This is a genomic window from Micromonospora sp. WMMB482, from assembly GCF_019038635.1.
GTDB classification, from domain to species: Bacteria; Actinomycetota; Actinomycetes; order Mycobacteriales; family Micromonosporaceae; genus Micromonospora; species Micromonospora marina.
Genome location: NZ_JAHOPD010000020.1, coordinates 1,643,890 through 1,668,248 on the forward strand (window position 1 = coordinate 1,643,890; position 24,359 = coordinate 1,668,248).

Consider the following 24,359-nt stretch of genomic DNA (forward strand, 5'->3'; position numbering starts at 1 on the left):
CCGTGTCACCGATACCTGACAGCGGAAGTCCGGTTTCCCGAGAGGCCCGGATGGGCGATCATCACCGGTATGCACCTGCTGCTGTCCGGGATCGTCGGCTCGGTCGCGTACGGGCTGGCCGGTCCCGGCTCGGACACCGACCGGATCGGCGTGTTCGCCGCTCCCACGGTCGCGTTCCACGGCCTGCGCCCGCCGCGCGAGTCGGTCGTGACGACCGACCCGGACGTCACGCTGCACGAGGCACGCAAGTACGCGCTGCTGGCGCTGAGCGGCAACCCGACCGCCACCGAGCTGATGTGGCTGCCCGAGGACTGCTACGAGACCCGTACCGAGTTCGGCGAGGAGCTGATCGCCATCCGGTCGGCGTTCCTGAGCGCGCCACGCGTCCGGGACGCCTACCTCGGGTACGCCTCGCAGCAGTTCCGCAAGCTCGCCGCCGCCCCGGGGGACAGCGGCGGGCGGCGACGCTCGGCGAAGCACGCCCGGCACCTGGCCCGGCTGCTGCACCAGGGCCGGGTGCTGTACGCGACGGGCGTGCTGGAGATCCGCCTCGCCGACCCGGAGTGGTTCCGCGCGTTCGGCGAACGGGTCGCCGGTGGCGCGCTGGACGAGGCGCAGGCCCTGGTGGCGGCCGCCGAGGTGGAACTCGGCCGCATCCGCTCGCCGCTGCCGGAGCGCCCGGACGAGGAAGCAGTGGAACGCTGGCTGCTCGCCGTCCGGGCGGCTCACCTGCCGCGCTGAACGATCACTGCACGTCGAACTCGTTGCCCTCCGGGTCGGCCATCGTGGTGTGCTCGCTGCCCTGGTCGGCGACCTCGGCCAGCACCGTCGCGCCGAGCGCGGTCAGACGCTTCACCTCGGCCGCCCGCCCCTCCGGGCCGACGTGCAGGTCGACGTGGAGGCGGTTTTTTCCCCGCTTGGGGTCGGGGACGGCCTGGAACAGGAACCGCCGGCCCAGCCCGGTGCCGCTGGCCGGGTCGACCGGGTCGTCCGGGTGGCGTACCGCCGCCAGCTCGCGCCACGCCTTGCGGCCGTCCACTTCGACGTACGCCTCCGGCGGCACCGCACCGGCGGCGACCAGTCGCTCGATCAGCACGCTGTTGTCCTCGACCTGGTAGCCGAGCGCCGCGGCCCAGAAGCGGGCCAGCCCGATCGGGTCGGCACAGTCGATGACGAGTTTCCAGTCCCGCGCCATACGTCCTCCAACTCAGTCCGCCAGGCGCACGCGTACCCGGCGGTTGGCCCGCCCCTTGCTCTCCACCTTGACCACCTGGACCTTGCCGATCTGGGCGGTGGAGGCGACGTGCGTGCCGCCGTCGGCCTGGACGTCCAACCCGACGATGTCGACGATCCGCACCTCCTGCTCCGTCGGCGGGATCAGGTTCGACTGGGTACGGATGATGTCCGGCAGCGCGAGCGCCTCGGCGCGCGGCAGCACCCGCACGGCCACCGACCGGTCGGCGGCCACCTCGGCGTTCACCAGCTCCTCGATGCGGGCCTTGAAGTCCGGCGGCACCTCGGGGAGGTTGAAGTCCATCCGCGCTTCTCCAACGTCCATATTGCCGCCGGTGACGAGCGCGCCGAAGTCGCGGAACACCACGCCGCAGAGCACGTGCAGCCCGGAGTGGGTACGCATCAGCATGGTCCGGCGGGTGTCCTCGACCGCGCCGACCACCTCGGTGCCGACCGGCGGCACCGGGTCACCCTCGGCCGGGATCAGCCAGAGGTCGTCGCCCTTGCGGGTGCCGACGATCCGGGTCTGTACGCCCTGCCAGAGCAGCACGCCGTGATCCGGCGGCTGCCCGCCGCCGCCGGGGTAGAACGCGGACCGGTCGAGCACGACGCCCTGCTCGGGGTCGGCCGCCAGCACCCGGCACGTCCACTCGCGCAGGGTCGGGTCGGCGAGGTCGAGCCGGTGCGTACGGCCGTGGTGTGTGACGCCCATGGACGGCGACGTTACCCGTTCAGGAACCCCGAGACGCGCTCCCGCAGATCGGCGCGCTCGGTCCAGAGCACGCCGGGACGGTCGTACACGTGCAGTGTGGCGTTCGGGAGCGCGGCGGCGAGCCGTTCGGCGACGGCGACCGGGTGCAGGTCGTCCTCGGCGGCGGCGATGACCAGGGCCGGCGCGGTGACCGCGGCGAGCGACCCGGCGTCGTCGAGCGGAGCCTGGGCCGCCAGGTCGGCCAGCCCCGGCGCGAGCCCGTCGCGCAGCAACTGGTCGAGCCGTTGCCGCAGGTACGCCCACCCGGCCGGGGTGTTGCGCACCGACGGCGGCAGCTCCAGCGACACCGCGTCGGCCAGCGCCGAGGCGTCGCCCTCGGCCACCGCGTCGAGCAGGCCGGTGAGCCGGGCGCGGGCCACCTCACCGCGCGGCTCGTCCAGCACGGCGGGCAGGAAGAACACGAGTCTCTCGAAGCGTTCCGGGCTCTCCGCGAGCAGCCGGCACAGCGCGCCCGCGCCGAGGCTGGCGCCGAACGCCCGGGTCGCGCCGCCCAGGTCGGCGACGGCTCGCAGGTCACGGGCGAGGTCCAGGTAGCTCCACGGCCCGGGCGGGGAGTCGGAGCGGCCGTGCCCGCGGAACTGGAAGAAGATGCGCCGCCCGGCCACGCCGCTGCCGAACGGACGGGTGGTGGCGATGCCGCTGCCGAGCCCGTGCGCGAACACTGTGACCGGGTCACCGGTGCCGGTGACCAGCCGTTCCAGGCTCACCCCGTGCGGAGTGGCGACCAGCTCCGTCTCCGGCTCGGGCAGCGCGGGGCGCCCGGTCCGGGGCGCGCCAGGACCGGGCCCCCAGGTGCGGGGACCGCCGTCCGGCGGCGGCGGCCAGCGGAAACCTCTCACCAGGACCCTCGGCCGTCGTGCAGGTCCCGCAGGCCGGGCCGCACGTCGAGCAGGTAGATGAGACCGGCCGCGATGCCGATCAGTCCGAACAGGCTGATCGGGCCGAAGCCGAGCAGGGTCAGCAGCAGGCAGACCGCCAGGATGGCGACCCAGCCGCCCTTGGGCAGCGTGCCGAGCGCGGCGAATCCGTCGCCGCGCTGGGTGACCGCGTGCACCAGCGCCACTCCCTGTACGACCAGGGCGAAGACGAGCAGGATCAGCTGGATCACGTCTTGGACTGCGAACGCGAAGATCGGCGCGGCGATGGCCATGGGGGCAAGCTTATGCCGAGACCCCGGAAACGTCCGACAAGACGTTGTCCGGGGTCCGGGTGGAGCAACGAATCACTCGGCGGCCGGGCGGGTCCGCTTCGTGGTCTTCGGCAGCTTCGCCGACGGGGTCGCCGGCTTGGCGGCGGTCGTCTTCGTGGCGGCCTTGGTCGCGGTCGCCTTGGTGGCGCGGGTCCGCTTCACCGCGGCCGGCTTGGCGGCTACCGCCTCGGCCACCTCGGCCGGGGTGGGCGCCTCGGTCGCGGCGGCCGTCGGCGCGGTCTCCGGCTTCGGGGCGACCTCGGTCGTCGTGGCGACCTCGGTGCCGGTGGCCTCGGTGGCCTCGATGTCGGCGTTCACCGTGTCGGCGGCCTCCAGCACCCCGGCGCCGACGACGCGCTCACCGCGGGCGACCAGCTCGGCGTACGCGGCCAGCGCGCGCTCCTGCGCGGCGTGCGCGCCGGCCACCACGACGGCGGCGTTGCGGGTGGCGGTCTCGCGGAGCTTGTCCAGGGTGGCGGCGTCCCGCAGCTTGTCCAGGTTGGCCGCCTCGCGCAGCTTCTCCAGGTTGGCGGCCTCGCGGAGCTGGTCGAGGTCGGTGGCGACGGCCCGCTCGCGCAGCCCGGTGGCGGTCTGGTTGGCGGTCCTCAGCGTCTCGGTGGCCTTCTGGCGCAGCTCGAAGCCGGTGACGACGGCCTTGCCGCCGAGGTCGGCGACGACCCGGGTGCCGAGGCCGCTGACCACTGTCGGCAGCTTGCGCAGCTGCTCCAGGGCCAGCTCACCGGCGCCGGCGGCGGCGTAGAGGGGTGCGGGGATGCGGTTGGTCTTCGGCTGGGTGGTCATGACTGCTCCTCCTCGGCCGCACCGGCGGCCTTCCGGGCCGCCCGGCGGGCGGTCGTGTGCTCGGGGGCGGCGGTGGTCGGCGCGGGCGCCGCGCCCGCTTCGGTGACGGCTACCGATTCGAGGACCGCCTCGGTCGGCGTGCCCTCCGGCGTGACGGGACCGGTCGCGGCCGCCGCCACAGTCGCCGGGGCCTCCGGCGCGGTGGCCGTCCCGGTCGCGGTGGCCGCTTCGGTCGCCTCGGCCAGGCGGGCGTTCTCGCGCCGGAACGTCTCGTAGATCTGGGTGAGCGACTGCTTCTGGGCCATGGTCAGCTCGGGGTCGACGGCGATCGCCGCGAGCACGCCCTGACCCTCCTTGTCGTCCAACAGCCCGGCACGCAGGTACATCGCCGGGGTGGAGACGCGCAGCGCGCTGGCGAGCTGCTGGAGCACCTCGGCGCTCGGCTTGCGCAGTCCGCGCTCGATCTGGCTCAGGTAGGGATTGCTGACGCCCGCCTGCTCGGCGAGCTGGCGCAGTGAGATCTTCGCGTTGCGCCGCAGGTCGCGAATGAACCCGCCGACATCGGGAAGGTCCTTGCTGGTGGCCATGACTCAACGCTAGCCCGGGCCGCTAACTCCTGCAAGCAAAACGCTAGCCAGAGTTAGCAGGGTCACTCGATGCGGGTTGCGGAGCCCATGTCCGGTCCGTACCGTTCTCGCTCGTGACCAAGATCGATATCAACGGCGCCCAGCTCGCGTACGACGAGAGCGGCACCGGAACCGCCGTGGTGTTGCTGCACGCCGGCATCGCTGACCGGCGGATGTGGCGCGGGCAGGTACCGGCGCTCGCGCAGCGGCACCGGGTGCTCGCCCTGGACCTGCGCGGCTACGGCGAGTCGGAGCTGCCGCCCGCGCCGTTCGCCCACCACGACGACGTTATCGGGCTGCTCGACGCGCTGGGCATCGAGCGGGCCGCGCTCGTCGGCTGCTCGTTCGGCGGCCGGGTCGCGGTGGACACCGCGCTCGCCCACCCGGAGCGGGTCTCGGCGCTGGCGCTCTTCGGCGCCCCGGTCTCCGGCACCGAGTGGTCCGAGGAGACCGAGCAGCTCTGGGAGGAGTTGGTCGGCGACGTGGACCCGGAGGACTTCGCCGCCACCGCCGCCGGGGAGGTGCGGTTCTGGGTCGTCGGCCCGACCCGCCGCCCGGAGGACGTCGACCCGGAGCTGATCCGGTTCGCCGAGGAGATGGACCGCCGCGCGCTCGCCGCCGAGCAGGCGCTGAGCGCGATCGAGGTGGGCGAGCTGGACCCGCCGGCCATCGACCGGCTGGGCGAGCTGCGCGTACCGGTGCTCGCCGGCACCGGCGCCGACGACCTGGCCGACATCCGCCGCCTGGCCGACCGCATCGCCGACGAGGCCCCGAACGGCGTACGCATGCAAGACGTCCCCGACGCCGCCCACCTGCTCCCCCTGGAGCGCCCGGCCGAGACCAACGCCGCCCTCCTGCCCTTCCTCCCCTGACCGCCCTCTCCCTGCGCCGCGCCGGGCCCGCCGATCTTGCAGTTGCGGCCCACCAGCCGTCCCGAATGTACGGCTTTCCAGGGCGGCAAGTGCAAGATCACCGAGGGCGGAGGCGGGAGGGCCGGGGCGGGGTCACCAGGTGGGGCGGACGGCGCCTACCGGGAGGCCGCCGCCGAGCAGGGGTGGCTCGGCGTACTCGGTGAGGATGGGAGCTCGCACATTCAGGCGAGCCAGGGCGGACACCAGGACGGGCGTGCGGGCTCTCGCCGCACCGTCGTCGATCTTCAGGGCCACGGCGCCGACCTCCGGGACCGCCGCCGCGATCACGCCCTCCGCGCCGATCTTGGCAAGCAGGCCGGGTACGCCGCGCATCAGCCGGGTGTCCTCCGCCTGGGTGCCGCCGACCAGTTCCGGGTACGCCCGCATCGCGTCCGCCACCGTCCGCTCGACGGTGCCTGGCTCGGCACCGACCAGCCGCAGGAACGCCCGCGCCAACCCGGTCAGCGAGACCGCGAGCACCGGCGCGCCGCAACCGTCGACGCCGACCGCTGCTGCCCGCTCCCCGGTGACCTCCTCGGTCGTGGCGGTCAGGTGCTGCTGGAGCGGGTGCTCCGGGCGCCAGTAGGCGTCCAGCGGCCAGCCCGCGGCCAGGCAGGTACGCAGCATGCCGGCGTGCTTGCCGGAGCAGTTCATCAGCACCCGGGCCGGACCGCCGCCGGCCCGCAGCACCGCCTCCCGGGCGGCTTCGCCGAACGGCAGGTCCGGCGGGCAGTGCAACGCCTCCTCGGTCAGGCCGGCGTCGCGCAGCAGCGCTGTCACCCGCTCGACGTGGAACTCCTCACCCGCGTGGCTCGCCGCGACCAGCGCCACGTCGGCCGGACCGGTGAGCGGCAGTCCGGCCCGGAGCATGCCGACCGCCTGCATCGGCTTGCTGGACGAGCGGGGGAAGATCGGCGAGGTGACGTCGCCGGCCCCGGCGACCGGCTCGCCGGCGGCGTCGAGCACCACCACGGAACCCCGGTGGAGGCCCTCCACGAATCCGGACCGGACCACCTCGGCGAGCGGCACGCCACCCTCGTACGTTTTTCCCACGGTATGGACCGTACCGAGGGGACGGACCGGATCGGCGGCGGGGTGACCTGCGACGCCGGCCGGGTAGGTACGGGGTCGCCGCCGGGTACGCCGCTTACCGGGCGGTGGCCGGGAGGCCGAGCAGCGTACGGGCCTCGGCAGTGGTCAGCGGAGGACGCTGGGCGAGCTGGGCGAAACCGACAGCCCGCGCGACGAGCTGCATGTTGGACTCCACCGGGCGCCCCTTGGCGTACGTGACCGTGTCCTCCATGCCGACGCGCAGGTGACCGCCGGTCGACAGCGAGGCCAGCATCACCGGGATGGTGCTGCGCCCGATTCCGGTGGCCGAGAACGTGGTGCCCTCGGGCAGGTCGCGCAGCATCTGCTGGGCCGCCACGAGCGTCGCGGTGGTGCCCGGCATCCCGCCCGGCACCCCCATCACGAAGTCGACGTGCACGTGCCCGCCGTGCGGCAGGCCGTACTTGCCGAGCAGCCGCTGCAACGCGCTGAGGTGGCCCAGGTCGAAGATCTCGTACTCGGGGACGACGCCGCGCTCCTGCATCCGGGTGTGCAGATCGACGATGAACTCCCACCGGTTGAGGAACACGTCGTCGCCGAAGTTGACAGTTCCCATGGTGCAGGAGGCCATGTCCGGCCCGGCGTCGAGCACCGCGAGCCGGGCAGACTCCGGGTCGGTCACCGCGCCCCCGGAGGAGAGCTGCACGATCAGGTCGGTGCTCTCCCGCAGCGCGGCCACGGTGTTGCGCAGCCGCCCCTGGTCGAGCGTGGGCCGCGCGTCGTCGTCGCGGATGTGGACGTGGATCACGGCGGCGCCGAGCGCCTCGCACTCCTTGGCGGTCAGCAGCAGCTCGTCGAGCGTCACCGGCAGCGCCGGCACCTCCGCCTTCGCCGACTCCGCGCCGGTGGGGGCAACCGTGATCAACGTCCCTGTCGTCATGCCCGGATCCTAGACCGGCGCCCGACACCCGGTCGACCGGAGGATTTCCGGCGTAAGCGGCGTTAAGAAGGGGCCCTTCCTCTACCGCAGGCGTTAATAGGGGGCCCTTCCTTAAACGTCGATCGCGGCGGCGCTGTCGCCGACGAGCAGGCGGGCGTCGTCGGGCGTGTTGCGCTTCAGGACCGCCAGCGCCACCTGACCCAGCTCGAAGTGCTGCACGGCGGTGCCCACGAAACCGACGGTCCGGCCGTCCAGCGTCACCGGCGTACCGGCGACGGGCGGCTGGTCGCTCGCCACGCCGTCCAGGTGCAGCAGGACGAGCCGGCGGGGCGGCTTGCCCAGGTTGTGCACCCGGGCCACCGTCTCCTGCCCCCGGTAGCAGCCCTTGTCCAGGTGCACGGCCGGTGCGATCAGGTCCACCTCGGCCGGGATCGTCCGGTGGTCGGTGTCCACGCCGGCGCGGGCCCGCTTGGCGGCGACCCGGATCGCCTCGTACGCCCACAGCCCGGCCGCCGGCACCCCGGCGCCGCGCAGCTCCGCCACCACCTCGGCCATGGCCGCCCGGGGCACGAGCAGGTCGACGCCGAGCGCCACCCGCCGGGCCCAGCCGCCGACGGGGAGGGGCTTGACGTCGTACACCACGGAGGGCCGCGCGGGCAGCTCACCGGAACGGAACTTCGGGCCCGGCACCGCGGCCACGTCGGGAGCGGCCAGCCCGGTGACGCCGAGCGTGTCGAGCGCACCGGGTGCCTCCGGCCCGACGAGCGACAGCAGCGCGTGGTCGGCGGTGGCGTCGCGCGGGTCGACCTTGCTGAAGAACCGCATCTTCTCCAGGTACGACAGCAGGCCCTCGGTCATTCCCGGCTCGGTGTCCAGCCAGGTGGTCTCGCCGTCGTCGGCGACCATCGCGTGCTGCTCGACGTGCCCGTGCGGGGAGAGCACCAGCAACTCGGTGCCCTGCCAGGGCGCCAGCGCGGCCAGGTGCTGGCTGGTGAGCGTGTGCAGCCAGCCGATCCGCTCCTCGCCGGGCACCGCGACCACGCCCCGGTGCGAGCGGTCGACCAAGCCCACGCCGGTGGCCAGGAGCCGCTGCTCGCGCATCGGGTCGCCGTAGTGTGCGGCGACCGGGCCGACCCCGGCCGCCCGGTGGGCCGGTTCCGGCTGGTCCCGGGTCAGGTCGTCGATGGCGTCGGTGGTCACCGCGCCCGCGATGTCGATCATGTGCGTTCCCCGTTCTTTGTGCAGCGGCCGCAGACCCCGAAGAGCGCGACATGCCCGATGTCGACCTGGAACCCGCGCTGCTCGTCCAGCTGGTCGGCGAGCGGGCGGAGCATCTCCGGGGAGATCTCGTCGATCGCCCCGCACTCCCGGCACACCAGGTGCACGTGCTGGTGCTCGCCCGCCGCGTGGTAGGTCGGCGAGCCGTGCGACAGGTGCGTGTGCGTCACCAGGCCGAGCCGTTCCAGCAGCTCCAGCGTGCGGTAGATGGTGGTGATGTTGACTCCGGCCGCCACCTCGCGGACCGCGGTGTGCACCTGCTCCGGGGTGGCGTGCCCCAGATCCAGGACGGCCTGGAGCACCAGCTGCCGCTGCGCCGTCAGCCGCAGCCCGCGCGAGCGGAGCATTTCCGCGAGGGAGGATTCGGACACCCTTCGATCATAGTTGGGCCGCCGCGCCGATCGGTCCACCGTCGAGGTACGCCACTACGCTGCGCCAGTGGGTACGACACGGGTGGCGGTGCTCGGCCGGGGGCTCGTGCCGGCGGGTGAGCCGGTGCTGCGCGGCGACGACCGGGGCGTCCTGCACGGTGACGGCCTGTTCGAGACGCTGCACCTGCGCGACGGCCGCCAGTGGCTGCGCGACGCCCACCTGGCCCGGCTGCGGGCCGGGGCGGCGGCGATCGACCTGCCGCTGCCCCCTGATGCCGCGCTCGTCGAGCTGCTGGACGCGGTGTGTGCCGGCTGGCCCGCGCACACCGAGGGCGCGTTGCGGCTGGTCTGCACGCGGGGACCGGAGGGCGGCGGGCCCCCCACGGTGTACGCCACGCTCGGCGAGGTGCCCGCGTCCGCCCGCCTGGCCCGGCGCGACGGCGTGACTGTCGCCACGCTGCCGCTCGGGGTGGCCGCCCGGTCCCGCCCGGAACTGCTGTGGCTGCCCAGCGGCGTGAAGTCCATCTCGTACGCGCTCAGCACCGCCGCGCGGCGGTGGGCGCAGCGGACCGGCGTGGACGACGTGCTCTGGGTCTCGACCGACGGCTACGTGCTGGAGGGGCCCACCGCGAACGTGGTGTGGCTGGCCGGCGGCCGTCTCCTCACGGTGCCGGCGGCCCGGACCGGGATCCTGCCCGGCGTGACCGCTCACCACCTGCTGAGCCGCGCCGCAGAGCTGGGCCTGGAAGCCGGCGAGCACCTGCCGACGGTGCCCGAGCTGCACGAGGCCGAGGCCGTCTGGCTGACCAGTTCGCTGCGCGGCCCGGCAGAGGTCACCACCCTGAACGGAACCCCCCGCCCGCGCTCCCCCCAGACCCGACGCCTGCAGACACTCCTGAACTTCCCCCCACCCCCACCCCGTTGATCATGAAGTTGGCGGCGCCGGGTGCCCGATTTGTCGCCGCCAACCTCATGATCGCCGGGAACGGAGGCGGGTCAGCCGGCCACCCGGGTCAGGCGGGCGGACAGGTGCGGGCTCAGGGGCTGACCCACGGCGGCCATCTCCTGCGCGTAGAGCAGGGCGCCCTCGACGATGCCGAACAGCCGGGCACCGGCGGTGACCTCCTTCGCCGTGGCGGTACGCACGACCGCGTCGGTGGCGAACTCGATCTGGGTGCCCTTGCGCTTGCCGATGTGCAGCTCCATCACACCGGTCGGCGTGGTCATCAGCGCCTCCAGCTCGTCGGTCACCCGCTCACCGTCGAGCACCGGGCGCCACCAGCCCACCTCACGACCGGCGGGGCGGACCGGGCGGCTCTGCTCGTCGAGGATCCAGGCCCGCGACTCGTAGAACAGGAACGGCCGGCCGTCGTGGCTGATCCGGATCTCCTGCGCGTAGTCGAAGTCCTCGATCGTCGGGAACCCACCCCGGCCCCGGCCACGCCACACCCCGATGTACGGCAGCAGGCCGTCCAGGCTCGGGTGCAGCTTCGGGCCGACGCGCAGGTCGTGACTCTCCTCGTACGGGTACTCCTCGACCGGCGGCGCGTTCAACCACGGCGGCTGAAGCGGATTCTCACTATTCACAGCGCCACCTTCGTTCGCGACTGCGGGGCTCGCAAAACCGGCTCACTCCTCGCGCTCACCATTTACCTCTAGCTATGCGGACCGCGACGTACACCAGGCCACCGGCGAGCGCGCCCAGGCCGGCGACCAGCAGGCTGACGAACCCGATCTCGGTAACCATCCGGGCCATCCTATGCTGGCGTCATGGCGCGCACTCTCGTCGTCAAGGCCACCGCCGGCGCGGACTCCCCGGAACGCTGCGCCCAGGCGTTCACCGTCGCCTCCACCGCAGCCGCGGCCGGGGTGGAGGTCTCGCTCTGGCTCACCGGCGAGTCCACCTGGTTCGCGCTCCCCGGGCGGGCGGAGACGTTCGAGCTGCCACACTCCGCGCCGCTCGGCGAGCTGCTGCACGTGGTTCTGACCACGGGCCGGGTGACCGCCTGCACCCAGTGCGCGGCCCGGCGGGACATCGGCCCGGACGACGTCATCCCCGGCGTACGCATCGCGGGCGCAGCGGTCTTCGTCGAGGAAGCGATGGCCGAGGGCGCGCAGGCGCTGATCTACTGAACTCGCCCGGGTTGTCCACTCTGCCCGGTGGGCCGATCCCAGCCCGACATGTCCGGATTACGCCTACCATGTGAACGTGAGTGAGGCGATCCAGCAGTTCTTCGCGTCGCTGCCTGCGCGCGCCGCGTCGGTACTGAGCAGCCCGATCGTCGGCACGCTCCAGATCGACCTGGCCGACGGCAACCGGACCGAGCACTGGTACGTGACGCTGGCCCCCGGATCGGCCCAGGTGAGCCGGAAGGAGCAAGGGCAGGCGGACGGCGTGCTGACCCTCTCCACCGAACTGTTCGAGAAGCTGGTCACCGGCCGCGAGGCCGGCATGGCGGCGGTGCTGCGCAACGAGGCCACCTTCAGCGGGCACGTCGTGCTGTTCCTGGCGTTCCGCCGGTTCCTGCCGCCCCGCCCCGACGTACGGGATCCGCGGGACGCCGCCCGCGACCACGTCCGGCGGCTGGCGTGAAGGACCGGGTCAGCATCCTCGACGGCAACACGTTCCTGGTCAGCGACGACCGCGGCAACATCCAGCCGTCGTACGACTTCCCCACCGGGCTGTTCTCCTTCGACACCCGGTTCCTCTCCACCTGGATCCTCACCCTCGACGGGCAACCCCTGCACGCGCTCTCCATCGACGACTCGCTGTCGTACAAGACGCGGTTCTTCCTGGTTCCCGGCGAGCCGACGCACTACCTGGACTCGAAGGTCTCGGTGATCCGCAGCCGCGCGATCGGCGGCAGCCTCGACGAGGAACTGACCCTGCTCAACCACGCCGACCAGGAGACGGAGTTCCGGCTCCGGCTGGAGATCGGGTCCGACTTCGCCGATCTCCTGGAGATCAAGAACCAGCGGGCGAAGAGGGGACACACCACGCCCACGGTGGGGACGAACGCGCTGCGGCTGACCTACCGCAGGGAGGCGTTCCACCGCGACACGCTGGTGACGAGCAGCGCGCCGGCCGAGGTCGACGAGAGCGGCATGACGTTCCGGGTCCGGGTCGGCCCGCACGGCGAGTGGACCACCCGGCTGAACATCGACACGGTCATCTACGGCGCCCGTGGCGAGGACGTCCGGGCCATCCTGCCGCTGGGCGGCCGGCGCACGGCGGCCGACATCGAGGTGGAGCAGACCGAGCTGATCGGCCGCGCGCCGAAGCTGGGCTGCGACTGCGAGCCGCTGGCCGGGGCGTACCGGCGCAGCCTCAACGACCTGGCCGCCCTCCGGTACGAGTCGATCGCGCTCGGCGTCCGGCTGCTCGCCGCCGGCCTGCCCTGGTTCATGACGCTGTTCGGGCGGGACAGCATCTTCACCTCGCTCCAGGTGCTGCCGTTCCTGCCCGAGATGGTCAAGCCCACCATCGTCATGCTCGCCGGCCTCCAGGGCAGCCGGGTCGACGACTTCCGGGACGAGGAACCCGGCAAGATCCTGCACGAGCTGCGCTACGGCGAGAGCGCCGGGTTCGAGGAGCAGCCGCACTCGCCGTACTACGGCGCGGCCGACACCACGCCGCTGTTCGTGATCCTGCTCGACGAGTACGAGCGGTGGACCGGTGACGCCGAGCTGGTGCGCAGGCTGGAACACGAGACCCGGGCGGCGCTGACCTGGCTGGACACGTACGGCGACCTGCTCTGCACCGGTTACCTCTGGTACATGTCCCGCAACCCGGAGACCGGCCTGCCCAACCAGTGCTGGAAGGACTCGCCGGACGCCATCTCCTACGCCGACGGGCGGATCCCCGAGTTCCCCCGGGCCACGTGCGAAATCCAGGGGTACGCGTACGACGCGAAGCTGCGCGGCGCCCGCATGGCCCGCACCCACTGGAACGACCCGGCGTACGCCGACCGGCTGGAACGCGAGGCGGCGGCGCTCAAGGAACGGTTCAACCGGGACTTCTGGATCCCGGACCGGGAGTACTACGCGCTGGCACTCGACCCGCGGGGCCGGCAGGTGGACGCGCTCACCTCCAACATCGGCCACCTGCTGTGGAGCGGCATCGTCGACGAGTCCCGGGCCCCCGCCGTCGCCGCCCACCTGCTCGGCCCGCGCCTGTTCTCCGGGTGGGGCGTGCGGACGCTCGCCGACGACCAGGGCCGGTACAACCCGGTCGGCTACCACGTGGGCACGGTGTGGCCGTTCGACAACTCGATCATCGCCTGGGGCCTGTGGCGGTACGGCTTCCGCCACGAGGCGGGCCGGATCTGCGACGCTCTGCTCAGCGCGTCCCACTACTTCGACGGGCGGCTGCCCGAGGTGTTCGCCGGCTACGAGCGCAGCCTCACCGACTACCCGGTGGAGTACCCCACCGCGTGCAGCCCGCAGGCGTGGTCCGCCGGCACACCGCTGCTGCTGCTACGGGTGATCCTGGGGCTGGAACCGCAGGGCGATCACCTGATCATCGACCCGGCCGTGCCGCCCGGGATGGGCCGGGTGGAACTGCTCGACATCCCGGGCCGCTGGGGACAGGTGGACGCGCTGGGCCGCAGCCGGGAGCCGCACGAGGAGCAGCCGTCGGCACTCACCCTGCCGGGCGGCTGACGTCAGGCGGTGCAGGGCGTGGTCACCGCGACCCGGACCCGCTGTCCGGCCCGCTGCGCCAGCACCGCCGGGTCGCCCGGGCGCGCGTACGCGTCGGCCGTGTCCACCACCGGCGCGGTGCCGCCGCCGAACGCGGCGGCCAGCGGCCGATCGGCCGGCACGGCCGCCTCGGACCGGGCGGTGCGGGCGGTCCCGCCGCCCGGGCAGGGCGCGGCCAGCACCTGGACCGGCCCGGTCGCGCCGCCCCACCGGCCCAGCGCCGACGCCAGCGCTGCCGACTCGGCGGCAGCGTCGGCGGACGGGGCCCGGTAGCCGGAACCCGTCGGGCGGCAGCCGGTGTCGGCGGTGAGCAGCAGCCGGCCCGGGCCACCGGCCCGGCCCTCGACCGTGACGAATTCGCCCGCGTCGGCGCGCAGCAGCGGCTCGCCGTCGAGCGTCGACACGCCGGCCCGCCATCCCGGCGGCAGCCGGTCGGCGATGCCGCGCAGCACGCCGCGTACGTCGTCGCCGCCGATCGCCACCTCGACGCCGCGCTCCAGCGTGGCGCCGTCGTCCATCGGCGTGATCCGGCAGCCGCGCTCCAGCCGGTCCGGCAGGAGCGCCGGTACGCCCGCGGCGCCGACCGCGGCGGTCAGCTCGCCGATCGCCCGGTCCACCACCGGCCCGGCCTGGTCCAGCGACCGCTGCTCCTTGACCGTCGGCGCGTCGGTGCGCACCGACCACCAGGTCAGACCCGCGAGCAGCACGGCCCACGCCACAGCGGCGGCCGTCAGCCAACGCAGCCGGCGTCGGCCGGCCGAGCCGGGCCGGCCGGGCGGGGTGGGCGGGGCGTAGCCCGTCTCGACGGCAGTCACCCGGCAATCGTGTCACGGCGGGCCACCCTCCTCGGCCCGGGTCCGCGTTGACGCCCGCCGGTCCGTCCCGCAACAACGGGACGGGTCTGGCTTAGCTCAGGGGCCGCCGACCAGCGTCGAGACGGTCCGCGCGAGCGTGTCGTTCAGCGTGACGAGTAACAGCAGCACCATCAGCAGAGCGATTAGGCGAGCGGTTCGGCCATCGCTGGCCAGGGCCCACGCAAGAAGCTGGTAGAGGCTCTGTGGCGTGGCCGCCCGGGCAGCCGAACGCTGGTCCGCGAGATCCTGCTCGCCGCGACGCCGCCGGGCGAACAGCACCCACCCGCTCAAGACCAGAAGAACGGCGCCCACCACCACGGCTTCGTGCTCACCCGCGACTTCCCCGCTAGTGGACATGCTCTGCCTCCTGTCTATGCGACCAACAACACGCATGATCAAAACAGCTCAGGAAAAATTCGGACATTGCGGAAGGATGGGAATCACAACTGCTTTTCGAGCCAGCCAGAAAATATCGGAAGTGGATTCGTCGGCGACCTGGTCAGCACCCTTTCCACTCGACCTCGGAGTCAGGAAACGTGGTCGGCATCACACCCTCAACAGTCCTCTTCTCCGTCGTTCACACGCACTTTTCCAGCCACCCGGGCATCCACTGTGAACAGAAGCAGACGCGACCGTCCGTCAAGGGTGCGAATCTCCCCCCACCGATGCGTGTCTGACGGCGCTCCATGAGAATGTCCGGGTGGACAAGGTGCAGCATCAGGTGCGGGATCTGATTCGCGAATGGCACGGCCGCGGTCATGGCGCCTTCAAGCATTTCTGGGACGAGGTCAAATCCCAGTACGATGTCACCTACAAGAAGTTGCTCGACGAGATCCGGGAGGGCGGGCGGGTCTCCTGGGATCTGCTCGCCCACAGCGTGCGGATCTGCGTACCAGCCGACGAAGCCGTCACCCGACTGGAGACGTACGCCGGGCTCTGGCAGACCCACCGTGGTGAAGCCCCGCCCGGCTACTGCGGCAGGATCGTCGTCGGCGACCTAGTCGTCCGCGAAGCGCTCGCCTCTGCGGCGGACGCCGGCGACGACCGGACTCGGATCGCCCTGCTCCAGCGTGAACGGGACGCCGCGCAGCACGCCCTGACCGACCACCACCGCCAGATCAGCGAACTCGAGCAGCAGGTGGACCGTCTCACCGAGGAGATGCGTCGTCAGACCCATGATGCTGAGACCGACCGTCGTGGTCTGATCCACAGCCTGGATGTGCTCACTCGTCGAATGCAACAGGATGTCGCCCGTCAGGAGGAGGAGAGCGCACAGCTCAGTGCCCGACTGGATCGGCTTGCGCGGGAGAACGAGGCACTGCTGACCCGGCAGGAGCGTCTCGCCGAAGAACGCGACGCCGCAGAGGCCCGGGCGGGGCAACTGCTCCGCGAACGCAACAACGCCGAGGACCGGGCCGAGCAGTTAGCCCTGAACCGGGATGACGCCGAGCGGCGTGCCCGCGTGTCGTTCGCAGAGCTGGCCGAACTCCGGGAGAGTGCCGCCAAGGAACGCCAGCGACTCAACCAGGTGATCGGAGACTTCGAGTCGCGGGTCGCCGCCCTCCACCGTGATCTCGACCGCGCCCGATCCGGTAACGGCCACAGCGACTGGACCGGCGACGACAGGCTGTCCCCACTGTCCGGCCACCGGTCCACACCCTGGGTGCTGGACCAGGAGCTTCCACCGCCGGACCATCGCAGGTCGCAGGTCCGGCCGGGCGACGAGGACGGCCTAGTCCAGGCCCCCTACCCGGGGTGACAGCCGGACCGACCGGGCAGCCGGAACGGCTCGTGGCCCGCCACCCGGGTGGGCGGCGGGCCACGATCTCCAGCGTGGGTCAGGCGGCGACCGAGACGGTCACCTCGTTGATCCCGCGGGCCGCGGACACGGCGGTGTCGCCGTTGCCGTGGCGGGACAGCGCGCGCAGCGTCCAGGAGCCGGGCGCGGCGAAGAACCGGAACTGCCCGGCCGCCGACGTCACCACCTCGGCGGTGAACTCGCCGGTCGAGTCGAGCAGGCGCACGTACGCACCCGGCACGACCTCACCGGACTCGGCCAGCACGCGGCCGGTGATGACGGTCTCCTTCTCCAGGTCCAGGCTCGCCGGGAGAGGGGCGGACTGGTCCGGCGCGGCGCAGCCGGCGGCAGCCGTCGAGGCGGCGGAGGCGGCGGTCATCAGGCCTCCCCGGGCTCGTCGCCGAGCGCCACCGGCACGCCGACGAGCGAGCCGTACTCGGTCCAGGAGCCGTCGTAGTTCTTCACGTTGCGGTGCCCGAGCAGCTCCTGGAGCACGAACCAGCTGTGCGAGGAGCGCTCGCCGATCCGGCAGTACGCGATCGTCTCCTTGCCGTCGTCCAGCCCGGCGTCGGCGTAGATCTTGCGCAGCTCGTCGTCGGACTTGAACGTGCCGTCCTCGTTGGCCGCCTTGGACCACGGGACGCTGATCGCGGTCGGGATGTGGCCGGCCCGCTGCGCCTGCTCCTGCGGCAGGTGGGCGGGGGCGAGCAGGCGACCCGCGTACTCGTCGGGGCTGCGCACGTCGACCAGGTTCTTGGTGCCGATCGCGTCGACCACCTCGTCGCGGAACGCGCGGATCGAGGTGTCCGGCTCCTGCGCGACGTACTGCGTCTTCGGCCGCTCCACCACGTCGGTGACGAGCGGACGGGCGTCCAGCTCCCACTTCTTGCGGCCGCCGTCGAGCAGCTTCACGTCACCGTGGCCGTAGAGCTTGAAGTACCAGTACGCGTACGCGGCGAACCAGTTGTTGTTGCCGCCGTAGAGGATCACGGTGTCGTCGTTGGCGATGCCCCGGTCGGACAGCAGCGCCTCGAACTGGCTCTTGTTGACGAAGTCCCGGCGGATCTGGTCCTGGAGGTCGGTGCGCCAGTCGAGCTTGACGGCGCCGGTGATGTGCCCGGTCTCGTAGGCCGAGGTGTCCTCGTCGACCTCGACGAAGACGACGCCCGGGGCGCCGAGGTTCTTCTCGGCCCACTCGGCCGAGACGAGTGCGGTGTCGCGACTCATCAGATCACTCCCTGGTGAGGATGGTTTGGTGAGCCTGCGCGTGGAGATCGATGTCGATGGTTGTCGCACCACACGCGGACCCTGAGCTAGGTACGGATCACGGGTACGTGCGACGGCGCCGCTGCCGGGCGTTGAGGAGGGGGAACCGAAAGGTTCGTGGACCCTGGACGACCGCCGTTCAGGCGGCCGGAGACAGCCCCGCCGTCAGATGACGGGGCGACACAGGCAGGTGGCCACGCGGCACAGGTCGACCGCGCGCCGTTTGGTGAGGTGGGTCCCCATGGGCAGGGAGATTACCAGCCGAGGCGACAGCTGCCACCAGGCCGACCAGCATCCGGGACGGCAGGCCGGCTTTCAGCCGGCGGAGTTGATGGGCACGTTCGCCGCGTCCGCCGTGACCACCAGGCCCTCCGGCTTCGGCTCCACCTTGCGCAGGTTGAGCTGGAACGGCAGCTCCGGCAGCGGCACGTCGATCGAGATGCCCTGCGCGTACCGGGTCAGCGCGGCCCGCGCCAGCGGCACGTTCGGCAGGCCCTCGGCGCTGAGGTCGTTGAAGCGCAGCGCCACCTTGTTGCCGACCACCGTGACGTCGGCGGTGCCGTTGACGGTGAGCTTGATGCCGAGGACGTCCACCGGGGCGGTGACCGCCAGCTTGCCGTTGCGCTCGCCCAGCGTGAGCCCGGGCCGGTCCAGCAGCTTGGCCAGGCTCTCGTAGGTGACGGTGCCCCGCCCGTCGACGCTCTCGGCCACCACCTCGCCCCGGCCGGAGCGCAGCGTGTCCAGGGAGGCGGTCACGTTTCGCGCGTCCACGTCGAGCTTCGGCACCTCGACGGCGTCGCCCTGCACGTCGCCGCGCACGTCGGTGAGCTGGATCGAGATGCGCTCGTACCGGCCGTCGAGCACCTGGGTGAGGAACGGGAACCCACCCACCTCGACCTGCGGTGCGGCGGACTGCGCGTCCTGCTTGGCGATCTCCTGCCGGACCTGGTCGGCGATGGCGCGCTCGGCCACCCCGGCGGCGACCCGGTCGGCGACGACGAGCAGACCGGCCAGCACCAGCAGCAGGACGAGGAAGCCGATCAGCACCTTCCGGCCCCGTCGCCGGGGTCGGCCCTCCGCCGGATACGCCTCTGCCACGCCGCCTCCCGTCCTCACCGCCGTCACCGCGCCTCGCGGCGCAACCGTACTTACCCGAGTCGAATCCGCCCCAACCGCGTCACAGGAACAGCACGCACATCGCGTACGCGGCGGGCGCGGCCAGCGCGAACCCGCCCAGCGGCCCCTGCATGTGCCGGGCCACCCACATGGTCGGCGGTTCACCGGCCATCAGGCGGCCCGCCTCGGCGTACCCCACCGCGAGGTCGGCCAGGACGGCGGTGGCCGCGCTGACCACGCCGACCAGGGCGGCGCTGGTCGGGGTGAAACCGACCAGGTAGCTGCCGAGCACGGCGCTGGTGAGCGTGCCGAGCATGGCGCCGACGACCACGCCCGCCGCGCCGCGCGGCACCTGCGGGGCGAGCCGGGGCCACGGTGCCACCGCGTCGGTGAGCCGGGCGACGAGCAACGCCACCCCGGCGGCGGTGAGGCAGACCGTGATGGCCTGGGTGCCCTTGGGGATCCGGCTGAGCACGATGAGCGTGGCGAACGCGACCACGCCCACCACGATGAGCAGGGTGCCGCCGAGCGAGTCGGTCACCCGGACCCGGTCCACCCGCCGCACGAGCTGCCCCAGCACGGCGAGCAGAAGCCCGGCTGCGGCGGCGTAACCGAGCGGGGCCAGGCCGGCGATGTCCGACTGCACGGCGGCGACGTCGGCGATCACCGCCGTCGCGGCGCTGACGAGCGCGACGACGAGCAGCGCGGGCGGCCGCATGGCCATCGTCCAGGCCAGCACGAACAGCAGCTGGACGCCGAAGATGATCGCGGCGAACGGCAGCCGGTGCCCCGGGCCCGAGGTCTGCGCGCCAAGCACGAGGCCGACGCCGAGCAGCGCGGCGAAGCCGGCGACGGTGAGCGCCAGCGGGCGGCGGACCGGGACCGGCGGCACCTCCTCCTCGGGCTCCTCGTCGGACTCGTCGTCGGGACGCCGGCCGGGGCCGCCCTTGCGCAGCCGGCGCGGGCCCTTGCGTTCCGGTCGGTCACCTTCCTCGTCCGCGGGCCCGGTGCGCGGGGCGGGCGGGTAGCCACGGGCGGGGGCGGACGAGCCGGTCGGCGGCTCGTCGGCCCACGGGTCACGACCGGTGTCGCGCGAGGTGGAGGGAAACACGCCCCGATCGTGCCAGACCCGGGCGGCTCGGCGGAGGCCCCGGTTTCGTCGACGTTAAAACCTGCGCCGCGATCGAGGGCAGAAAGGGCAAACGGTAAATCGCGCGAAGGTGACGTCCGGTCCATCGGTTACGCTCAGGCCGTTACCCGCCCGTCGACGACGCCGGGACCCACGCAAGTTCACAGCGCCGCCCGCACCCGGGCGTGTTGCTGGTCGCGTGCGGCCGAAGGGCCGCCGGGACGGAGGTGATCGTGGAGCTCCTGCTGCTCGTGACCGCGCGGGCCGGCGAGCCGTCGGCGGTGCTGCCGGCACTCGACCTGTTGCCGCACTCGGTTCGCACCGCACCCCGCGACGTCCGCACGCTGGTCTCCGGCCCGACCCCGGACGCCGTCCTGGTGGACGCCCGCTCCGAACTGAGCGAGGCGCGTGCCACCTGCCGGATGTTGCACGCCACCGGGCTCGGCGTACCACTCGTCGCGGTCGTCACCGAGGCCGGGCTGATCGCGCTGAACGCGGACTGGGGCGTCGACGACGTGATCCTGGCCGGCGCCGGGCCGGCCGAGGTGGAGGCCCGGCTGCGGCTCGCGGTGGGCCGGATCAGCAACGCCACCGCAGGCGCGGGCGGCTCGATCCGGGCCGGCGAGCTGAACATCGACCCGGACACGTACGCCGCCAAGCTGAAGGGCCGCCCGCTCGACCTCACGTACAAGGAGTTCGAGCTGTTGAAGTTCCTGGCCCAGCACCCGGGGCGGGTGTTCACCCGGGACCAGTTGCTGCGCGAGGTCTGGGGCTACGACTACTTCGGCGGCACCCGGACGGTGGACGTGCACGTGCGGCGGCTGCGCGCCAAGCTCGGCTCGGAGTACGAGTCGATGATCGGCACCGTCCGCCAGGTGGGCTACAAGTTCGTGGTCCCGCCGTCGCGCTCACTGCCGGAGTCGGAGCCCGCCCCGCTGCCCGTCTGACCGCCCACGCCCCGCCCCACTAGAGGGCACTTTACCCATACGCCCTTTTTGCCCGATCAGTCAGCCATATCCTGGCTGCCGGAATTGTCGGGCTAAGGGGGCGGCGGTGCGTGCGGTGGACACGGGGGCGACGAACGGCCGGTGCCGCTGATGCGGGGCTCGACGTTGCGCGCCTTCGGACTCGTGACAGTGGTGCTCGCCGGCCTGCTCGGATCGGCCTTCGCGCTGGGCCGCAGCCTGGTGCCCGACCCGCATCCGTCGGCCGCCGGGGTCGCCACCACGCTCACCGGACCGCGTTACGGCGACCAGCCACCCTCCACCGACTTCCCGGACGGCACGGCCAGCGCCCGGCCGGGCCCCGACGCCGCGCCGGACGCCGCCCCGATGGAGCCCGGCGGCGACGGCCCGTACGGCGCCCTGGTCACCACCGGTTCGACCGGCGTCGCGCTGACCTTCGACGACGGCCCCGATCCCCGCTGGACGCCGCAGGTGCTCGCGCTGCTGGCCCAGTACGGCGTGAAGGCGACGTTCTGCGTCGTCGGCGAGAACGTCGAGGCCCACCCCGATCTGGTCCGGTCGATCGTGGCCGAGGGCCACACGCTGTGCAACCACTCCTGGAACCACGACGTCAGACTGGGCAAGCGATCACCGGCGATGATCCGGGCCGACCTGCTGCGCACCAGCGACGCGATCCTGGCCGTCGCGCCCGACGCGCGGATCGAGTACTACCGCCAGCCCGGCGGGGCCTGGACGCCTTCGGTCATGTCGGCCTGCGCCGACCTGAATCTCACCCCGCTGCACTGGAACGTGGACCCGTCGGACTGGAGGGCGCCGGGCGCCACCGCCATCGAGGCACTGGTCCGCTCGCAGGTGGGCCCCGGCGCGATCGTGCTCATGCACGACGCGGGCGGGGACCGGTCCGGCACCGTCAGCGCGTTGCAGCGACTCCTGCCCGAACTGGTGTTCCGGTTCGCGCTGGAGCCGCTGCCGGTCGGCAGTCCGTGACGAGCGCCACCGATCGCCGTCGCCGTCCGGCGCGAACCGCGGCCCGCCTGCCGCTACCGTGACTCAGATGAGCAGCACCGAGCCGACGAGTGGTCCCGCCGCCGACCGGGTCACCTGGGCGGACCGGCTGACGCCGGACGAGGTCACCGAGGTGCTGACGCTGGCCCGGGCCGCCGGTGACGCCGACGGCGCCGACCCGCTCGACGAGCACGTGCTGCTGCGCCTGCGCGACCCCGAGGCGCCCGCCGTGCACCTCACCGCCCGGACCACCGACGGCACCCTCACCGGGTACGCGCACCTCGACACCACCGCCCCGGCCGAGGGAGTCGGGGTGGAGATGGTCGTGCACCCCGCGTACCGGCGGCGGGGTTCCGGCCGGGCTCTGGCCCGTGGCGTGGTGGCCGCCGCCTCCGGGCCGCTGCGCGCCTGGGCGCACGGCGACCACCCGTCGGCCGCCGCGCTGGCCGTCGACCTGGGCTTCGCCCGGGCGCGGGTGCTCTTCCAGATGCGCCGTCCGCTGACCGCCGAGCTACCGGCGCCGGTCGTGCCGGACGGCGTGACGCTGCGCGGGTTCCGTCCGGGCGAGGACGACGAGGCCTGGCTGGCGGTGAACAACGCCGCCTTCGCCCAGCACCCCGAGCAGGGCCGGTGGACGCTCGACGACCTGCGCGTCCGCATCGCGGAGCCGTGGTTCGACAGAGCCGGCTTCCTGCTCGCCGTCGACTCCGCCACCGGGCGTCTGCTCGGCTTTCACTGGACCAAGGTGCACGAGCGGCCGGGGTCGGCCCGCATCGGCGAGGTCTACGTGCTGGGCGTCGACCCGTCCGCGCACCGGGGCGGACTCGGCCGGGTGCTCACCGCCGCCGGCCTGACCCACCTGCGCGACGAGCGCGGGCTGGACCGGGTGATGCTCTACGTGGACGAGAGCAACACCGCCGCTGTCGCGCTCTACGAGCGGCTCGGCTTCGCGCGCTGGTCCGCGCACGTCAACTACCAGCTCGGCTGAGCGCCCGCCGACCCCGGAAAATCGCCACAAAGGCGATGCCGGGCTGCTAGTTCACGAAATGGACAACCCCTCCTCAGCATACGGCCACTTCGCCGGCCGGACCTGTTCACCGTGCGTTCACTTACGTCCGGCGAACCGTCCACCTGGCCCTCCTACCTTTCGTGTCAGCCGGTCAGCGCCGGCCCCCGGCACCCCGGGCGACCTGACCAAAGACGTGAAGGGAAACCCCTCAAGTGAAGCTCCAGCGGCACGGCGCCATCGCCTGTCTCGCTCTTACCGCGGTTCTCGGTCTCAGCGCCTGCGGCTCGGACAACAACGAGCCGGCCGGCGCCTCCGGCTCCGGCTCCGCCGCCGCGGTGGACTGCGCCACGGGCACGCTGAACGCACAGGGCTCCTCCGCCCAGAAGAACGCCATGGCCGAGTGGATCAAGGCCTACCAGCAGAAGTGCTCCGGCACCACGATCAACTACGAGCCCAGCGGCTCGGGCGCCGGCATCCAGGCGTTCATCGCCGGCACCGCCGACTTCGCCGGTTCGGACTCCGCCCTCAAGCCGGAGGAGCAGCCGCAGGCCGACGCCAAGTGCGCCGGCGGCCAGGCGCTCAACCTGCCCATGGTCATCGGCCCGGTCGCCGTCGTCTACAACGTCAGCGGCGCGGACAACCTTCAGTTCAGCCCGGCCACCCTGGCGAAGATCTTCGCGGGCAAGGTGACCAAGTGGGACGACGCGGCGATCAAGGCCGACAACCCGGACGCCACGCTGCCGTCGACCGCGATCCAGGCGGTGCACCGCTCCGACGAGTCGGGCACCACCGACAACTTCACCAAGTACCTCTCCAAGACCGCCGAGGCGGACTGGACGCTCGGTAACTCCAAGGCGTGGAAGGCCCCGGGCGGCGTCGGCGCGGCCAAGTCCGACGGTGTGGCCAGCAAGGTCAAGAGCACCGACGGCACCATCAGCTACGTCGAGTGGTCGTACGCCGAGAACTCCGACCTGAAGATGGCGAAGATCAAGAACGGCAACGGCGAGTTCGTCGAGCTGACCGGCGACTCGGCCGGCAAGACCATCGCCGGCGCCAAGTTCGAGGGTCAGGGCAACGACCTGAAGATGTCGATCGACTACAACACCAAGGAGGCCGGGGCGTACCCGATCGTCCTGGCGACCTACGAGATCGTCTGCAGCAAGGGCCTCGCCGCCGACAAGCTGCCGCTGGTCAAGGGCCTGCTCGGCCACGCCGCCAGCGCCGAGGGGCAGAAGGAGCTCGTCGAGCTGGGCTACGCGCCGCTGCCCGAGACCGTCCGCACCAAGGTCGAGGCCGCGGTCAAGAGCCTCTCCTGACGCTCTGACCGACACCTCCTCAACACGAA

General features: G+C 72.6%; 30 protein-coding genes. 11 read left to right on the forward strand and 19 right to left on the reverse strand.

Annotated elements, in window-relative coordinates; translation table 11 throughout:
• Positions 1-69 precede the first annotated feature (69 nt).
• Positions 70-741 (forward strand): DNA polymerase beta superfamily protein, encoded by a 672-nt coding sequence (locus KSK32_RS08595; protein ID WP_216930158.1) that lies wholly within the window; start codon positions 70-72, stop codon positions 739-741.
• A 4-nt stretch (positions 742-745) separates the two neighbouring features.
• Here KSK32_RS08595 and KSK32_RS08600 read toward each other — a convergent pair whose 3' ends face one another.
• The 6 genes from KSK32_RS08600 to KSK32_RS08625 all read right to left on the reverse strand — a co-directional run bounded on the left by KSK32_RS08600 (position 746) and on the right by KSK32_RS08625 (position 4,582).
• Positions 746-1,195 (reverse strand): VOC family protein, encoded by a 450-nt coding sequence (locus KSK32_RS08600; protein WP_216930159.1) that lies wholly within the window; start codon positions 1,193-1,195, stop codon positions 746-748.
• Positions 1,196-1,207: 12 nt separating this feature from the next.
• On the reverse strand, positions 1,208-1,945 hold the full coding sequence (locus KSK32_RS08605; RefSeq protein ID WP_216930160.1) for an alanyl-tRNA editing protein: 738 nt from the start codon (positions 1,943-1,945) through the stop codon (positions 1,208-1,210).
• Between the two features lie 11 nt (positions 1,946-1,956).
• Positions 1,957-2,844, reverse strand: a complete 888-nt coding sequence (locus tag KSK32_RS08610; protein WP_216930161.1) for an alpha/beta fold hydrolase — start codon at positions 2,842-2,844, stop codon at positions 1,957-1,959.
• Positions 2,841-3,155, reverse strand: coding sequence for a DUF2516 family protein (locus KSK32_RS08615; protein WP_013288803.1), 315 nt, complete (start codon positions 3,153-3,155; stop codon positions 2,841-2,843). Before KSK32_RS08615 ends, KSK32_RS08610 begins: the two co-directional genes overlap by 4 nt.
• Positions 3,156-3,227: 72 nt before the next feature.
• A complete protein-coding gene (locus KSK32_RS08620) occupies positions 3,228-3,995 on the reverse strand; it encodes a hypothetical protein (RefSeq protein WP_216930163.1) in 768 nt (255 codons plus the stop codon).
• Entirely contained in the window at positions 3,992-4,582 is a 591-nt protein-coding gene (locus KSK32_RS08625; RefSeq protein ID WP_216930164.1) for a helix-turn-helix domain-containing protein, read from the reverse strand. Before KSK32_RS08625 ends, KSK32_RS08620 begins: the two co-directional genes overlap by 4 nt.
• A 113-nt stretch (positions 4,583-4,695) precedes the next feature.
• Here KSK32_RS08625 and KSK32_RS08630 point away from each other — a divergent pair, with 113 nt between their 5' ends.
• A complete protein-coding gene (locus tag KSK32_RS08630) occupies positions 4,696-5,493 on the forward strand; it encodes an alpha/beta fold hydrolase (RefSeq protein ID WP_216930165.1) in 798 nt (265 codons plus the stop codon).
• Positions 5,494-5,625: 132 nt separating this feature from the next.
• Here KSK32_RS08630 and KSK32_RS08635 read toward each other — a convergent pair whose 3' ends face one another.
• From KSK32_RS08635 to KSK32_RS08650, 4 genes are all read right to left on the reverse strand, one after another.
• Positions 5,626-6,585: an asparaginase gene (locus KSK32_RS08635; RefSeq protein WP_216930166.1), complete on the reverse strand. Its 960-nt coding sequence runs from the start codon at positions 6,583-6,585 to the stop codon at positions 5,626-5,628.
• 94 nt (positions 6,586-6,679) lie between these two features.
• A complete protein-coding gene (locus tag KSK32_RS08640; protein WP_216930167.1) occupies positions 6,680-7,522 on the reverse strand; it encodes a 3-keto-5-aminohexanoate cleavage protein in 843 nt (280 codons plus the stop codon).
• Between the two features lie 111 nt (positions 7,523-7,633).
• On the reverse strand, positions 7,634-8,743 hold the full coding sequence (locus KSK32_RS08645) for a folate-binding protein YgfZ (RefSeq protein WP_216930168.1): 1,110 nt from the start codon (positions 8,741-8,743) through the stop codon (positions 7,634-7,636).
• The gene (locus KSK32_RS08650) at positions 8,740-9,147 is read right to left on the reverse strand and encodes a Fur family transcriptional regulator (RefSeq protein WP_216935928.1); all 408 of its coding nucleotides are present in this window, start codon (positions 9,145-9,147) and stop codon (positions 8,740-8,742) included. The genes KSK32_RS08645 and KSK32_RS08650 overlap by 4 nt, the downstream gene beginning before the upstream one ends.
• 91 nt (positions 9,148-9,238) lie before the next feature.
• Here KSK32_RS08650 and KSK32_RS08655 point away from each other — a divergent pair, with 91 nt between their 5' ends.
• Positions 9,239-10,096 (forward strand): aminotransferase class IV, encoded by an 858-nt coding sequence (locus KSK32_RS08655; RefSeq protein WP_216930169.1) that lies wholly within the window; start codon positions 9,239-9,241, stop codon positions 10,094-10,096.
• 71 nt (positions 10,097-10,167) lie between these two features.
• Here the strand turns inward: KSK32_RS08655 and KSK32_RS08660 are convergent, their stop codons facing one another.
• Entirely contained in the window at positions 10,168-10,758 is a 591-nt protein-coding gene (locus KSK32_RS08660) for an FABP family protein (protein ID WP_026268511.1), read from the reverse strand.
• A gap of 55 nt (positions 10,759-10,813) precedes the next feature.
• Positions 10,814-10,918 carry a small membrane protein MtfM gene (gene mtfM, locus KSK32_RS34360; RefSeq protein ID WP_013288813.1) on the reverse strand — a complete coding sequence of 35 codons (105 nt, stop codon included), beginning with the start codon at positions 10,916-10,918 and terminating at the stop codon, positions 10,814-10,816.
• A 23-nt stretch (positions 10,919-10,941) separates the two neighbouring features.
• Here mtfM and KSK32_RS08665 point away from each other — a divergent pair, with 23 nt between their 5' ends.
• From KSK32_RS08665 to KSK32_RS08675, 3 genes are all read left to right on the forward strand, one after another.
• A complete protein-coding gene (locus tag KSK32_RS08665) occupies positions 10,942-11,304 on the forward strand; it encodes a DsrE family protein (protein ID WP_216930171.1) in 363 nt (120 codons plus the stop codon).
• A 70-nt stretch (positions 11,305-11,374) separates the two neighbouring features.
• Positions 11,375-11,764 carry an SCP2 sterol-binding domain-containing protein gene (locus KSK32_RS08670; RefSeq protein ID WP_216930172.1) on the forward strand — a complete coding sequence of 130 codons (390 nt, stop codon included), beginning with the start codon at positions 11,375-11,377 and terminating at the stop codon, positions 11,762-11,764.
• Positions 11,761-13,833 carry a glycogen debranching N-terminal domain-containing protein gene (locus tag KSK32_RS08675; RefSeq protein ID WP_216930173.1) on the forward strand — a complete coding sequence of 691 codons (2,073 nt, stop codon included), beginning with the start codon at positions 11,761-11,763 and terminating at the stop codon, positions 13,831-13,833. The genes KSK32_RS08670 and KSK32_RS08675 overlap by 4 nt, the downstream gene beginning before the upstream one ends.
• Before the next feature lie 2 nt (positions 13,834-13,835).
• Here KSK32_RS08675 and KSK32_RS08680 read toward each other — a convergent pair whose 3' ends face one another.
• Together KSK32_RS08680 and KSK32_RS08685 are read right to left on the reverse strand one after the other, a co-directional pair.
• On the reverse strand, positions 13,836-14,687 hold the full coding sequence (locus KSK32_RS08680; RefSeq protein ID WP_216930176.1) for a hypothetical protein: 852 nt from the start codon (positions 14,685-14,687) through the stop codon (positions 13,836-13,838).
• Positions 14,688-14,783: 96 nt separating this feature from the next.
• Positions 14,784-15,083 (reverse strand): hypothetical protein, encoded by a 300-nt coding sequence (locus tag KSK32_RS08685; protein WP_216930178.1) that lies wholly within the window; start codon positions 15,081-15,083, stop codon positions 14,784-14,786.
• A 343-nt stretch (positions 15,084-15,426) separates the two neighbouring features.
• On the opposite strand from KSK32_RS08685, the gene KSK32_RS08690 reads away from it, so the two are divergent.
• Complete coding sequence (locus KSK32_RS08690; protein WP_216930180.1) at positions 15,427-16,485, forward strand: hypothetical protein; 1,059 nt, start codon at positions 15,427-15,429, stop codon at positions 16,483-16,485.
• A gap of 79 nt (positions 16,486-16,564) precedes the next feature.
• Here the strand turns inward: KSK32_RS08690 and KSK32_RS08695 are convergent, their stop codons facing one another.
• The 5 genes from KSK32_RS08695 to KSK32_RS08710 form a co-directional block, all read right to left on the reverse strand.
• Complete coding sequence (locus KSK32_RS08695; protein WP_013288819.1) at positions 16,565-16,903, reverse strand: DUF1416 domain-containing protein; 339 nt, start codon at positions 16,901-16,903, stop codon at positions 16,565-16,567.
• Positions 16,903-17,751: a sulfurtransferase gene (locus tag KSK32_RS08700; RefSeq protein WP_216930182.1), complete on the reverse strand. Its 849-nt coding sequence runs from the start codon at positions 17,749-17,751 to the stop codon at positions 16,903-16,905. The genes KSK32_RS08695 and KSK32_RS08700 overlap by 1 nt, the downstream gene beginning before the upstream one ends.
• Before the next feature lie 204 nt (positions 17,752-17,955).
• Positions 17,956-18,033 carry an Ms5788A family Cys-rich leader peptide gene (locus KSK32_RS34910; RefSeq protein ID WP_310503780.1) on the reverse strand — a complete coding sequence of 26 codons (78 nt, stop codon included), beginning with the start codon at positions 18,031-18,033 and terminating at the stop codon, positions 17,956-17,958.
• Between the two features lie 72 nt (positions 18,034-18,105).
• Entirely contained in the window at positions 18,106-18,888 is a 783-nt protein-coding gene (locus tag KSK32_RS08705; protein WP_216930183.1) for a DUF2993 domain-containing protein, read from the reverse strand.
• A gap of 79 nt (positions 18,889-18,967) precedes the next feature.
• Positions 18,968-20,017, reverse strand: a complete 1,050-nt coding sequence (locus KSK32_RS08710) for a hypothetical protein (protein ID WP_216930185.1) — start codon at positions 20,015-20,017, stop codon at positions 18,968-18,970.
• A gap of 245 nt (positions 20,018-20,262) precedes the next feature.
• Here KSK32_RS08710 and KSK32_RS08715 point away from each other — a divergent pair, with 245 nt between their 5' ends.
• From KSK32_RS08715 to pstS, 4 genes are all read left to right on the forward strand, one after another.
• On the forward strand, positions 20,263-20,982 hold the full coding sequence (locus KSK32_RS08715) for a response regulator transcription factor (RefSeq protein WP_196806757.1): 720 nt from the start codon (positions 20,263-20,265) through the stop codon (positions 20,980-20,982).
• A 150-nt stretch (positions 20,983-21,132) separates the two neighbouring features.
• A complete protein-coding gene (locus KSK32_RS08720; protein WP_216935930.1) occupies positions 21,133-21,987 on the forward strand; it encodes a polysaccharide deacetylase family protein in 855 nt (284 codons plus the stop codon).
• Between the two features lie 67 nt (positions 21,988-22,054).
• Entirely contained in the window at positions 22,055-22,993 is a 939-nt protein-coding gene (gene mshD, locus KSK32_RS08725) for a mycothiol synthase (protein WP_216930187.1), read from the forward strand.
• A gap of 233 nt (positions 22,994-23,226) precedes the next feature.
• Positions 23,227-24,330 carry a phosphate ABC transporter substrate-binding protein PstS gene (gene pstS, locus KSK32_RS08730; protein WP_216930189.1) on the forward strand — a complete coding sequence of 368 codons (1,104 nt, stop codon included), beginning with the start codon at positions 23,227-23,229 and terminating at the stop codon, positions 24,328-24,330.
• Positions 24,331-24,359 lie beyond the last annotated feature (29 nt).